Below are 12,870 nucleotides of genomic sequence, written 5' to 3' on the forward strand. Positions count from 1 at the left end.
CATCCGGCCAGGGTTGAGGACAACGGCGGCAATTGCCAAGCGCGAGTGGTGAAATTGGCAGACACGCAGGATTTAGGTTCCTGTGCCTTCGGGCGTGGGGGTTCAAATCCCCCCTTGCGCACACTTATACAGAGATCCCGGGCCAGAAGGCCCGGGATCTCTGTCGTTTAACTGCAGCCAGACACGGCACACTCCCTGGTTTGGGGTAATTGAAAAAACTTTTGGCGATCCACCCATCCGCTTCCGCGCACCGGCCGAATACCCATTGAGACACCAGCCAAGGGCAGGTGCCCAACAGTCGGAAAAGGCCACGCGGCAGGCAGCAAGCCTGCAGCAGGGAACAAATCGGCAGAAACCAAAAACCAAGGAGAACCGAAATGCAGTCATTCAAGCGCACATCCTTCACCGTCGCAGGCGTTGCAGCTGCAGCCCTGCTCAGCCTCACCGCCTGCGGTGGAAGCACCACGACGGCACCGAGCTCCTCCGCTCCGTCCGCCGCACCGTCCGCCTCCAGCATGGCCCCGTCACCTTCCGCCAGTGCCAAGGCCATGGATCCGGCAGCAAACCTCGTTGGCGCAGGCTGCGCCGGCTACGCGGAGAAGGTCCCCACCGGTGCAGGCTCGGTTGCCGGGATGGCCCTTGACCCGGTAGCGGTCGCGGCATCCAACAACCCCATCCTGACCACCCTCACGGCAGCTGTGTCCGGCAAGCTGAACCCGAAGGTTGACCTGGTTGACACCCTTAACGGCGGCGAGTTCACAGTCTTCGCTCCGGTGGATGAAGCCTTCGCCAAGATCGATGCCGCCACGATCGAAACGCTCAAGACGGACGATGCCCTGCTGAGCAAGATCCTGACCTACCACGTGGTTCCCGGCCAGATCACCCCGGACAAGATCGCCGGCACCCACGCCACGGTCCAGGGCGGATCCGTCACCGTGACCGGCAGCAAGGATGCCCTCATGGTTGATGGCGCCAGCGTGATCTGCGGCGGCGTCCAGACCAAGAACGCCACCGTTTACCTGATCGACTCGGTGCTGATGCCCAAGTAGTCCCCGCTCAAACCCAGAGGCCTGTTCCCACTGGAACAGGCCTCTGGCGTGTGCCCAGGGAGCATGGAGGTCTGTCAACTAGACTGTGTCCTTGGCCCGCAGTCGGCGGCGCCGCCCAGTTGCAGCCAGAGGTGATAGACGAGTGCCCAGCAGTACTTCGCGGCGGACGGTCATCAAGACCGGCGCCGTTTTTATGGCGTTAAGCCTGACATCCTGTACCGGCATCCCGTCGCCGTCACCAACACCCACGTCGCCCTCAGGGGAACCCGCCGGCGTTGAGCCCAGCGAAACCTTCACTTTCGGCACCGCGTCCCAGCCCCTGGGCCTGGACCCTGCGCTCTCAAGCGATGTAGAAAGCTACCGGATCACGCGGCAGATCCTCGAGGGCCTGGTGGGCGTTGACCAGACCACCGGGAAACCCACGCCGCTGCTGGCAACGGAATGGTCCGAAGAGGACGAGGGCCGCTCCTACACGTTCACACTCCGCAGCGGCGTAACGTTCCAGGACGGCACGCCCTTTAACGCCGACGCCGTGTGCGCCAACTTCAACCGCTGGTTCGCCTTCTCCCCGGAACTGCGCCGGCAAGCGCCGGGAAGTTCGTTCAAGAGCGTGTTCAAGGCACATGCCGACGATGCCGCACTTTCCATCTTCAAGAGCTGCACGGCCCTTTCCGCTGACACTGTCCGGATCGACCTGACCCAGCGCTTCACCGCGTTCCTCCAGGCGCTCACCCTCCCGGCGTTCGCTATCGCGTCCCCGGCCGCCCTGACCGCGGGCACGGCGGATGTCCTGGACCAGACCCGTGGCGGAAACCCGGTCTCCCGGTTCGCCACCAACCCTGTCGGAACCGGACCGTTCAGCCTGGCCGCCTGGGACGAGGCGAGTGTCCGGCTCGTCAGCCACAAAAACTATTGGGGTGACCGCGGGCAGATCTCCACCATCAATTTCGTCACATACGACCACCCCCAGACGAGGCTCCAGGCCCTGCTGGACGGCAAGATCGACGGCTACGACGCCGTCACGGTGGGCAACTTCGACCAGCTGGTCAAGCGGGGCATGCAGATCGTCCAGCGTGATCCGTTCTCGGTAATGTACCTGGGCATCAACCAGGAAATTCCGGTGCTACAGAACGAAAAGGTCCGGCAGGCCATTGAGCTGGCCATCGACAAGGAAACCCTGATCCGCAAGTTCTTCATCGACAACACGGCCAAGGCCTCACAGTTCGTCCCGCCCAAGATCAGCGGTTTTAATAACGATGCTCCCGCGCTGGGCCACGATCCGGTCAAGGCGAAGGCCACCCTGGCCGAGGCCGGCTACCTCGGGGAAGAGATCAGGTTCTACTACCCACTCAACGCCACCCGCCCGTACCTGCCCACGCCGGAGAAAATCTACGCCGAAATCAGCAGGCAACTGACCGCCGTCGGGCTCAACATCAAACCTGTCCCGGTTGACTGGTCTGAGGGCTATCTCCAAAAGGTGCAGTCACCCGGGGACCACGGGCTCCACCTGCTGGGCTGGAACGGCGCGTATGCCGATGCCGATAACTTTGTGGGCCCGCTGTTCGGCGAAAAGAACGGCGAATTCGGTTACCAGGACCCGCAGGTCTTTTCCAAGATCAACCGCGCCCGCGGCCTCCCTGCGGGCAAGGAACGCGACGAGCAATACCACACCATCAACGCCCAGATCGCGGCCACGGTGCCGGCCGTTCCCATCGCCTTCCCCATCTCGGCCCTGGCACTCTCGGACCGCGTCAGCAGCTACCCGGCGTCCCCGGTCCTGAATGAAGTTTTCACGAAGGTACAGCTAAAGCCTTGACGGTCCGGCCCAATTTCAGTATGCGGGCTGCCCGGGGATATTCTTTGACAGCCAGAGCCGCTGCTATCGGAGACTGATTGTGACCTTCATATCCAAGACCCAACATGCCGACGTCGTACTGATTGGCGGCGGCATCATGAGCGCCACGCTCGGGGCGTTCATCAAGCAGCTTGAACCGAACTGGACCATTTCCCTGTTCGAACGCCTGGATCAGCCGGGGCTGGAAAGCTCCGACCCCTGGAACAACGCCGGAACCGGCCACGCCGCGCTGTGCGAGCTCAACTACTCCCCCGCAGCCAAAGACGGCTCGGTGGACCCTGCCAAGGCACTGCTCATCAACGAACAGTTCCAGCTGTCCCGCCAGTTCTGGTCCCATCTTGTGGACGAATCCCTGATCGGCTCGCCCAAGGGCTTCATCAACACCGTCCCGCACATGAGCTTTGTGATCGGCGAGAACAACACCACGTTCCTCAAGACCCGCTACGAGGCGCTCAAGCCCCACACGCTGTTCCGCAGCATGGAGTACTCCGAGGACCACGCTCAGATCGCCAAATGGGCGCCGCTGATCGTCAAGGGCCGGGACCCCAAACAGAACATCGCCGCCACGCGCGCAACCGAGGGGACCGACGTCGACTTCGGGGCACTGACCCGCGAACTCACCACGTACCTCGGGAACAACGGCGTCGAAATCAATTACGGCCATGACGTCAGTGGCATCTCCAAAGCGGCCGACGGCGGCTGGGACCTTTCGATCAAGCACCCGGCTTCCGGGGAACACGGCAAGATTCACGCCAAGTTTGTGTTCGTGGGCGCCGGCGGCGGCGCACTGCACCTCCTCCAGGCCTCCGGCATACCGGAGAGCAAAGGCTTCGGCGGTTTCCCCGTGTCCGGCCAGTTCTTCCGCTGCACCGACGAGAAACTCGCCGCCCAGCACAGCGCCAAGGTCTATGGCCAGGCGTCCGTGGGTGCCCCGCCCATGTCCGTCCCGCACCTGGACACCCGCTACGTGGACGGGAAGCGTTCACTGCTGTTCGGCCCGTACGCCGGCTTCTCCACAAACTTCCTGAAGAACGGCTCGTACCTTGACCTGCCGCTGTCCATCCGGCCCAGCAACATCATCCCGATGCTTGCCGTGGCCAAGGACAACATGGACCTCACCGCCTACCTCGTCAAGGAGGTGGCCAAGCGCCACGGCGACAAGGTCGAGGCACTGCGCGAGTACTACCCCGAGGCCAAGGACGGCGACTGGGAGCTGATAACCGCAGGCCAGCGTGTACAGATCATCAAGAAGGACCCGAAGCGGGGCGGCGTGCTGCAGTTCGGTACCGAGGTCATCGCCGGCCGCGACGGCACCATCGGCGCGCTGCTGGGTGCGTCGCCCGGCGCCTCCACGGCCGTGCCCATCATGATTGAACTGCTGCAGAAATCCTTTCCCAAGAACTTCAAGGGCTGGCAAGGCAAGCTCAAGGACATGATGCCGGGCTACGGCGTGAAGCTGGATGAGAATCCGGATCTGGCCGCCGAGCTTGAGGCCGCAACGGCCAAGGCATTGCAGCTGGAGAGCGTTTCCGCCACCCACTGACGCAGGCTGTCCGGCGGGCGTGAAGACCCGGCTGGACCGTCTGGTCCTCAGGAGTACGTCAACCCCACAGGAGAGACCCGCGATGTTCCGGCTGGCACAACTTTCATTGGCAAACCGGGCGCTGATCGCGCTGATCACCGTCTTCGCGACGGTGTTCGGCGTGATCACCATGTCATCGCTGAAACAGGAACTCATCCCCTCCATCGAGTTCCCGCAGATCACCGTCCTCTCCGCCATGCCCGGCGCGTCACCCGAAGTCGTGGACAAGCAGGTCAGCGCACCTCTCGAAACTGCCTTGAACGGCGTCGAAGGCCTGGAGTCCACGTCCTCGACGTCGCGTAACGGCGTCTCGCAGATCTCCATGGTGTTCACCTACGGGACAAACCTCGACCGCGCCCGCAACCAGATTGACAGGGCAATCTCCAACGCCAAGCGCTCCCTGCCGGAGGACGTGCAGCCGCAGGCCATCGCGGGCAGCATCAGCGACTTCCCCATCGTGTTCCTGGCAGTGTCCTCGGACAAGCCGCTGAGCGAACTGAACGCCGACCTGGCACGTTTGACCGTTCCCCGGCTCCAGAAGATCGACGGTGTCCGCGGAGCCGACGTGACCGGCGGCGCCACCCAGCACATCGAGATCCTCCCCCGGCCGGAGGTGATGGCCGCCAAGGGCGCCACGCTCGAGTCCATCCGGAGCGCCCTCTCCAACAACGGCGCGCTGATCCCGGCGGGGACCATCCAGGAGCAGGGCAAGACGCTCTCCCTCCAGATCGGCAGCCCGGTGGATTCCCTGGACGCCATCAAGGCATTGCCCCTGGGCGGAGCCAAGGATGCCGCGACGATCGGCACGGTGGCCGACGTCAGCCTGCAGGACAACGAACGGACCTCCATCACCCGGACCAACGGCCAGGAAACCCTGGCGGTGTCCGTGACCAAGAAGCCCGAGGGAGACACCGTGGGAATCTCCCACGCCGTGAACGACTCGCTGGCGGCCCTTGAGGCCGAACTGGGGTCCAATGCAAAGTTCACGGCCGTGTTCGACCAGGCCCCGTTCATCGAAAAGTCCATCAAGGACCTCACCACCGAGGGCCTGCTCGGGCTGGGCTTCGCCGTCGCCGTCATCCTTGTTTTCCTGATGTCGGCCCGCTCCACCCTTGTTACCGCGGTGTCCATCCCGCTCTCGCTGCTGATCACGTTTATTGGCCTGTCCGCGACCGGCTATTCGCTGAACATCCTGACGTTGGGCGCGCTCACTATTGCGATCGGCCGGGTGGTGGACGACTCGATTGTGGTGATCGAAAACATCAAACGCCACCTCAGCTACGGCGAGGAGAAAGTCTCGGCGATCCTCACCGCTATCCGTGAGGTGGCCGGAGCCATCACAGCTTCTACTCTGACCACAGTGGCGGTCTTCCTGCCCATTGCCTTTGTGGGTGAGCTCGCCGGCGAACTCTTCCGGCCCTTCGCCCTGACAGTCACCATGGCGCTGCTGGCGTCCCTGCTGGTATCACTGACCATCGTGCCGGTCCTGGCCTACTGGTTCCTCAAGAGCCCCGCCGGTTCCGCAACAAGTTCGCCTGCTGGCCGCGAAGCTGCCGCCGCTGTTGCCGCTGCCGCCCGCGCCCAGGCCCAGGCCGCCGAACAGAAGAGCCGGCTGCAGCGCGCCTACCTGCCCGTCCTCAGCAAGACCCAAAAGCATCCCGTGGTGACCCTGGTCGCCGCCGTCCTGGTCCTCGGCGCCACAGGAGCCATAACGCCGCTGCTTTCCACCAACCTCCTCGGCAATTCCGGCCAAAACAGCATGACCGTCCGACAGGTGATGCCGGCGGGCACCAGCCTGGCCGACACCAGCGCTGCCGCCGTCAAGGTCGAGGAAGTACTCCGGGGCATCGAGGGTGTGAAGAATGTCCAGGTCACCTCCGGCAACGCGCAGGCGGGTTTTGCCGCCCTGACATCCTCCGGCTCAGCCAACTCCTCGTTCACCGTGGTGACGGATGAGAAGGCGAACCAGGCAAAGCTGCAGGAAACCGTCCGGACTGAAATAGGTAAAGTCGCGGGTTCGGGGAAGATTACGGTGGGCACCCAGCAGGGTGGCTTCGGAACATCGTCCACGGTGGACATCACCATCAAGGCTGCCACGTCCGAGGATCTCCGCAAGGCCAGCGAAGCCATGGTGGAAGCCATGACCGGCGTGCCGGAAACCAGCGAGGTGGCAACCAACCTCGCGGCCAGCCAGCCGGTGGTCCAGGTCAAGGTTGACCGGGCCAAGACTGCGTCGGCCGGACTGAACGAGGACCAGGTGGCCGGCGTCCTGGCTGCCACCATCAGCCCCATCCCCGCCGGGACGGTCCGGATCGACACCAACGACTTTCCAGTCCAGATCGGCAAGGGCACCCGGTTCACCAGCATCGATGCCGTGCGCAACATCGCACTGCCCGCAGCGGGCGCGCCCGTGACCCTGGGCAGCATCGCGTCCGTGGAACAGGTGGATGTGCCGGTCTCCATTACCGCCAGCAACGGCCAGCGGACCGCCAAAGTGTCAGTCACGCCGTCGGGCTCCAACCTTGGCGCGGTGAACGCGGAGGTGCAGAAGCGCCTCACGGACGTCAGCCTCCCCGCCGGCGTCACCGCCGAACTCGGCGGCGCCACCACCCAGCAGGCCGAATCCTTCCAACAGCTGGGCCTGGCGCTACTGGCGGCGATCGCCATCGTCTACGTCATCATGGTGGCCACCTTCAAGTCGCTGATCCAGCCCCTGATCCTGCTGGTTTCCGTTCCCTTTGCTGCCACCGGAGCCGTGGCCCTGCTGCTGGCCACGGGTGTTCCCCTGGGCCTGCCGTCGCTCATCGGCATGCTGATGCTGGTCGGCATTGTGGTCACCAACGCCATTGTGCTCATCGACCTCATCAACCAGTACCGGCAGCCACGGGACGGCCGCGCCGGGATGAGCGTGGCTGACGCCATCACGCACGGCGCCCGGCAGCGCCTCCGGCCCATCCTGATGACCGCGCTGGCCACCGTTTTCGCCCTGACCCCCATGGCGCTGGGCCTGACCGGGGGCGGCGGTTTCATTTCGCAGCCGCTGGCCGTGGTAGTGATCGGAGGCCTGGTCTCGTCCACAGCGCTGACCCTGGTGCTGGTTCCCGTGCTGTACAGGCTCGTGGAGGGGCGGCGGGAACGCAAAGCGCTGCTCCGCGCCATGCAGCAGCGCCCGGAGTTTGCGGCAGCGGACGACGTCGACGCCGAGTTCAGCGACTGGACCACCGGCACGGTGCCCCGCATCAGTGGCCGCCGCGCCGCTCCGGGCGACCCCCAGTAACACCTGGAATATTCTCGCCGGGGATGCGTTATATCCGTCGATACATGCAAATGCATGAAAATCGGGTATAGTGGAAGCAAGCCCGGAGAAGTCCAGAAACGGAAGGCACACCATGCAGATCGGCGTATTCAGCGTCAGTGACATCACCACTGACCCCACCACCGGCCGGACACCCACGGAGAACGAACGCATCAAAGCGGCCGTGGCGATCGCCAAAAAGGTCGAGGAAATCGGCATGGATGTCTTCGCCCTCGGCGAGCACCACAACCGGCCGTTCTTCTCGTCTTCGCCCACCACCACCCTCGCCTACATCGCCGCGCAGACCGAGCGGATCACCCTCTCCACTGCCACCACGCTGATCACCACCAACGATCCGGTCAAGATCGCCGAAGACTTCGCCATGCTGCAGCACCTGGCCGACGGCCGCGTGGATCTGGTCCTGGGCCGCGGCAACACGGCTCCCGTGTACCCGTGGTTCGGCAAGAACATCCAGGACGGGGTGGAACTGGCCATCGAGAACTACAGCCTGCTGCGCCGGCTGTGGGATGAGGACACTGTGAACTGGTCGGGCAAGTTCCGGACCCCGTTGCAGAACTTCGCGCCCACCCCGCGCCCGCTCGACGGCGTAGCCCCCTTTGTGTGGCACGGCTCCATCCGCACGCCGCAGATCGCCGAAGTGGCCGCTTACTACGGCGACGGGTTCTTCGCGAACAACATCTTCTGGCCCAAGGAGCACTACCAGCAGCTGATCAGCCTCTACCGTGAGCGCTACGAGCACTACGGCCACGGCAAGGCTGACCAGGCCATCGTAGGCCTCGGCGGCCAGTTCTTTATGCGCAAGAACTCCCAAGATGCCGTGAAGGAATTCCGGCCCTACTTCGACAACGCGCCCGTCTACGGCCACGGCCCGTCGCTGGAGGACTTCACCTCCCAGACGCCGCTCACTGTGGGAAGCCCGCAGGAAGTGATCGAGAAGACCCTGACGTTCCGGGAGTACTTCGGCGACTACCAGCGCCAGCTGTTCCTGATCGACCACGCGGGCCTGCCCTTGAAGACAGTGCTGGAGCAGCTTGACCTGTTCGGCGAGGAAGTCCTCCCGGTCCTCCGCAAGGAATACGCGGCCCTCAAGCCAGCGCACGTCCCGGACCCGCCCACCCACGCCGGCCGCGTGGCCACACTGATGGCTGCGCAGGCCTCTGACACGGCCCCTTCGGAGGCGTGATGGCTGCCAGCGGCAACGAATCACCCATCCGGTTGGCAGCGGAAACTTGGGAATCCCTGTTCCGGGCGCAGGTCGCCGTGATGCGCAGGCTGCAGGCCGGGCCCGCCTTCCGGAAAGTGGCCCTGAACGAATACGACGTGCTGTTCACGCTCTCCCGGTGTCCATCCGGCTGGCTCCGGCTCAACGAACTCAATGACCATGTCCTGCTGAGCCAGTCGAGCCTCAGCAGGCTGGTTGAGAGGCTGGAGAAGCGCGGGCTCGTGGTCCGGATGGCGGCCCCCGACGACGGCCGCGGCGTGCTGCTGAAGCTCACCGAGGAGGGGTCTGCCCTCCAGAAGGAAATCGGCCGGGAGCACGTCCGCGACATCTCCAGCCTGGTAGGCCCGGCCCTGACCGCTGCCGAGCAGAGGGAACTTCAGCGGCTGACCGAGAAACTCCGGCATTCGGTGGGAGCGCGGCCTGGGAAGTGACTGCCCGGCCGCGACCGGACCCTACGGGGACCGGACCCTACGGGACCTAGCCCAGCATAACCAGCCTGGCCGGATCTTCCGACGGCAGCTGGCCGTTGACCACGGCACCGACGCGCAGCTCGTTCAGCGTCAGGCGCCCGCCCACGGTGGACAGGAACGCGGTGTCGGACGAGTCCCGGCCGGCTGTGATCCGCAGCATCGACTCCCGTGGGGCCAGCCCCGTGGGGTCGATGACGTGCCAGGCGCCATCGACATGCGCCTCGGCTACCGCGTGGAAATCCATGGGGCTCAGCCCCGGCGCGTAAACGGCCGCGAGGCGGGCCGGGACGTCCTTGGAACGCAGCAGGGCGATGGCCAGGTGCGCGAAGTCCCGGCACACTCCCCTGCGGTGCAGGAGCGTTTCCACGGCCCCGTCAGTGCCCCTGGAGGAACCGCTGATGTACCGCAATTCCCCGAAGACCCAACTCCGCACGGCCTGGAGCAGTTCAGTGCCGTGCAGGCCGCCAAATTCGGCATAGGCCGTGGGCAGGAGCCGGTCCGACTCCGCGTAGCGGCTCGGCCGCACGAAGCGGATGCGCTCAGCCAGGGTGGCCTCTTCCGGGACCGCTTGCCCTGCCACCGTCGCCGAGTACTCGACAGTGACCTCTGCGGGTTCAGCGAATTCCATATAGTGCAGGCGGCCGCCATGGTGGTCCTCGAGTTCCTGCAGCGGAACCGGCCGGCCGTCGGCCGTGACGGTGAGGAATTCATCAAACGAGGTGTAGCCGGGATTCCTGGCCACAGCGATGGCCAGGGCTGCCTTCGTGTCGGCGATGGTCCTGAAAACCATACGTGCAGAAACGGTGCGTTCCATGTATCTCCGGATGTGAGGTAGTGGCAGAACTTCCCGCCCGGCCCGGGGATGACGGCGCCGGGGGCGGGACTAGTTTTTGATCTCCAGAGACATTAGCATCCGCTGGACGTTCGCGAATTCCGAGCTCTCGTCCACGTACTTTTCGGCCTGGCCCAGGGTGTCGAACGCCTTGGCCGGGGCCACCTTCTCATCCGGGGCGAAGGCCTTCAGGACGCCGAGGTCGCCGAACGAGTAGTCCCCTTTCCCGGCCGGGCCACGCACCACGTTGCGCAGTTCGCAGGCCTGGCCGTCTGCCCCGCCCACAATATTGGTGATGCCGTAGGAGCCGAAGTAGCGGTAGCCCTGGATCACGCGGAACACCACGTGCGGCGCAATGGTGCCTTCCCCCGTCAGGCCGGGAATATCCAGCGGGACGCTGCTGATCACCACATAGGGTTTCCGGGCCGCTTCGGGGCACTCGGACGACGCCGGGGGAAGTCCTGTCCGCAGCGTGGCCACAACCGTTCCGTCCTGCTTTTTCACCTCGACCTTCAGGGCACCCGGCAACGTCCTCTCCTCCGGCGTAACGGACTGGGCGATCCATTCCTCCGGCAGGTCGAAGCTGACCGTCTTCGCCGGGTCGGTAAAGGTCTTCCAGGAAGTTGCCGTTGCGGCAGGGCCAGGCGTTGCGGACGTAGAGGCGCCAGCTGTGGCAGAAGGATCCGACGACGCGGACCCGGTAGCGCCGGCGGTTGAGCTCGTGCTGGCGCCAGGGCTGGCCGAGGTGTCCGGCTGCGCAGTCCACGCTGGATCGCTGGTACCAGGGGCGCTGCACCCGGCTGCCAGCGTCCCTGCCATCAGCAGCGCGGCCGTCCGCACTCCCCACATTGTCGCCTTGTGTGTCATCCAGCCACCCTATCGGCGGACGACGGCGGCCAGGAGCCGGAGCCCCGTGTCGCCGTCGGACATTCCCCGCACGCAAGGGACTAGGCTGGTGCCTATGGCGGATCAGCAGTATGGCACGGACCTTGAGAGCCTGGCGGACATCTCCGCCATCGACATTGCGGACTGGCGGCTGCGGACCTTTGCCCTGTATGACACGGTGCGGAAAGTAGCCGCTGAAGATCCGGCAGAGGCACATTCCCTGTGGCGGCATGAACGCGACCGCATGTTCGCAACGCATCCGGCCTCAGCCCTCAGCGCCAAGGACAAGTCGCAGTTCTCCGGCCTGAAGACGGCCGACTACGATCCCATCTACCGCTTCTACGTGCCGCTGACCCTGGAGGGGGCCGGCCGGGAAATGACGGTCGAAACCGCCACGGACGGCGTGGTCCGTTTCGTCCGGCTGGGCACGTTCGATCTACCCGAACTGGGCCAGCTTGGTGTGTGGAAGCTGCACGGTTACGGCGGCGGGATCTTCGTTCCGTTCCGGGATGCAACAGCCGGCCAGCCCGGCGGAACGTACGGGGCCGGCAGGTACCTCCTGGACACCATCAAGGGGGCATTCCACGGGGTCCACGGTTCCGGGGCGGACGCCGAATTTGTCCTGGACTTCAACTTTGCCTACAACCCGTCCTGCGCGTACAACGAGGCCTGGGCCTGCCCGCTGCCCGGCCCGTCAAACCGGCTGGCCGTGGAGATCCCGGTGGGCGAGCTGTACTGAGCCTGTCCACCGGGTGATCGGCCCGTCGCAATCCGGTTGCGGCTTGCCCGAGGACGTAGGATGTCATCATGACTGCCAGCGCTCCCCGCCGCCTTGCCCGTGTCTGCCCCCTGTCCCCGGCTGTTGCCGACGAGCATTTCTTCGTGGCCAATGACGCCCCGGATTTCGGCTCCGCCGCCGGCCGGTCCTGGACAGTAGTCGATTGCCCCTTCGAGGCGCCCCGTGCAAACGCCAACCACCAGGCCCGGACCGGGTGGGAGAACGGCGCCGTTGTAGAGCAGGACTCGTTCACTTTCCTGGCACCCTCCGTCCCCGCCAACGTGTTCGGCATGGCGCACAACACCGGCCAGGCCGGCCGGGACCTCCCGCCGCAGGCCTTCCACAAGGCCGCATCCAGCGTGATCGGCCCCGGCGACGCCATCGAACTGAGCTCAACGGTGGGCTACGTGGACCCGGAAGCGGAGCTGACCGTCGTCGTCGGCCGCACCGTGCGTGGCCTGACGCTGGAGACTGCCCGGAGCGCCATCCTTGGCTTCACCATCGGCAACGATGTCTCGGCCCGCGATCTGCAGAAGTCGGACGAACTGTGGATCAGCGCCAAGAGCCAGGACACGTTCACTCCCGTGGGCCCCTGGATCGTCACGGACCTCGACGACTCTGACTTGGCCATCAGCATCGTCCACAACGGCGCCGAGCTGAAAGCCGCCAGCAGCGCCGATCTCGGCTGGAAGGTGGACGAAATCCTCGTTTACCTCAGCTCGTTTATGACCCTGCACGCCGGCGATCTGGTCCTCACCGGATTCCCGGCGGAGTGTGCACGCATCCAGCCTGGTGACACAGTTGTGTGCCGCGTGGAGGGCATTGGCGAGCTTAGCAACCCGGTCAAGGCCGCGTCCTGGGAGGAAAATCCCGCTTGATAT

At 64.9% G+C, this 12,870-nt stretch carries 10 protein-coding genes and 1 tRNA gene; 9 read left to right on the forward strand and 2 right to left on the reverse strand.

Translation table 11 applies throughout. From position 1 onward, the window contains the following. The first annotated feature begins 39 nt into the window (after positions 1-39). From ACZY0Q_RS04545 to ACZY0Q_RS04575, 7 genes are all read left to right on the forward strand, one after another. A tRNA-Leu gene (locus ACZY0Q_RS04545) sits at positions 40-121 on the forward strand. A 256-nt stretch (positions 122-377) separates the two neighbouring features. After that, complete coding sequence (locus tag ACZY0Q_RS04550) at positions 378-1,049, forward strand: fasciclin domain-containing protein (RefSeq protein WP_463915007.1); 672 nt, start codon at positions 378-380, stop codon at positions 1,047-1,049. Between the two features lie 142 nt (positions 1,050-1,191). Continuing rightward, the gene (locus tag ACZY0Q_RS04555; RefSeq protein ID WP_463915008.1) at positions 1,192-2,865 is read left to right on the forward strand and encodes an ABC transporter substrate-binding protein; all 1,674 of its coding nucleotides are present in this window, start codon (positions 1,192-1,194) and stop codon (positions 2,863-2,865) included. Positions 2,866-2,944: 79 nt separating this feature from the next. Further along, complete coding sequence (locus ACZY0Q_RS04560) at positions 2,945-4,447, forward strand: malate:quinone oxidoreductase (RefSeq protein ID WP_463915009.1); 1,503 nt, start codon at positions 2,945-2,947, stop codon at positions 4,445-4,447. Positions 4,448-4,529: 82 nt separating this feature from the next. Continuing rightward, complete coding sequence (locus ACZY0Q_RS04565; RefSeq protein ID WP_463915010.1) at positions 4,530-7,763, forward strand: efflux RND transporter permease subunit; 3,234 nt, start codon at positions 4,530-4,532, stop codon at positions 7,761-7,763. A 112-nt stretch (positions 7,764-7,875) separates the two neighbouring features. Continuing rightward, complete coding sequence (locus tag ACZY0Q_RS04570; RefSeq protein WP_463915011.1) at positions 7,876-8,985, forward strand: LLM class flavin-dependent oxidoreductase; 1,110 nt, start codon at positions 7,876-7,878, stop codon at positions 8,983-8,985. Next, positions 8,985-9,455 (forward strand): MarR family winged helix-turn-helix transcriptional regulator, encoded by a 471-nt coding sequence (locus tag ACZY0Q_RS04575; protein WP_463915012.1) that lies wholly within the window; start codon positions 8,985-8,987, stop codon positions 9,453-9,455. The genes ACZY0Q_RS04570 and ACZY0Q_RS04575 overlap by 1 nt, the downstream gene beginning before the upstream one ends. 46 nt (positions 9,456-9,501) lie before the next feature. Here ACZY0Q_RS04575 and ACZY0Q_RS04580 read toward each other — a convergent pair whose 3' ends face one another. Then, entirely contained in the window at positions 9,502-10,308 is an 807-nt protein-coding gene (locus tag ACZY0Q_RS04580) for a transglutaminase-like domain-containing protein (RefSeq protein WP_463915013.1), read from the reverse strand. Between the two features lie 69 nt (positions 10,309-10,377). After that, entirely contained in the window at positions 10,378-11,193 is an 816-nt protein-coding gene (locus ACZY0Q_RS04585) for a hypothetical protein (protein WP_463915014.1), read from the reverse strand. Positions 11,194-11,287: 94 nt separating this feature from the next. Here ACZY0Q_RS04585 and ACZY0Q_RS04590 point away from each other — a divergent pair, with 94 nt between their 5' ends. Together ACZY0Q_RS04590 and ACZY0Q_RS04595 are read left to right on the forward strand one after the other, a co-directional pair. Beyond that, complete coding sequence (locus ACZY0Q_RS04590) at positions 11,288-11,950, forward strand: DUF1684 domain-containing protein (protein WP_463915015.1); 663 nt, start codon at positions 11,288-11,290, stop codon at positions 11,948-11,950. Between the two features lie 68 nt (positions 11,951-12,018). After that, entirely contained in the window at positions 12,019-12,867 is an 849-nt protein-coding gene (locus ACZY0Q_RS04595) for a fumarylacetoacetate hydrolase family protein (protein ID WP_463915016.1), read from the forward strand. Positions 12,868-12,870: the final 3 nt, after the last annotated feature.

The sequence above is a fragment of the Pseudarthrobacter lactosi genome, from assembly GCF_055412785.1.

Coding starts and splice junctions, on each gene's coding strand:
- ACZY0Q_RS04550 (WP_463915007.1), top strand. CDS start 378: ATGCAGTCATTCAAGCGCACATCCTTCACCGTCGCAGGCGTTGCAGCT.
- ACZY0Q_RS04565 (WP_463915010.1), top strand. CDS start 4,530: ATGTTCCGGCTGGCACAACTTTCATTGGCAAACCGGGCGCTGATCGCG.
- ACZY0Q_RS04570 (WP_463915011.1), top strand. CDS start 7,876: ATGCAGATCGGCGTATTCAGCGTCAGTGACATCACCACTGACCCCACC.
- ACZY0Q_RS04575 (WP_463915012.1), top strand. CDS start 8,985: ATGGCTGCCAGCGGCAACGAATCACCCATCCGGTTGGCAGCGGAAACT.
- ACZY0Q_RS04580 (WP_463915013.1), bottom strand. CDS start 10,308: ATGGAACGCACCGTTTCTGCACGTATGGTTTTCAGGACCATCGCCGAC.
- ACZY0Q_RS04585 (WP_463915014.1), bottom strand. CDS start 11,193: ATGACACACAAGGCGACAATGTGGGGAGTGCGGACGGCCGCGCTGCTG.
- ACZY0Q_RS04590 (WP_463915015.1), top strand. CDS start 11,288: ATGGCGGATCAGCAGTATGGCACGGACCTTGAGAGCCTGGCGGACATC.
- ACZY0Q_RS04595 (WP_463915016.1), top strand. CDS start 12,019: ATGACTGCCAGCGCTCCCCGCCGCCTTGCCCGTGTCTGCCCCCTGTCC.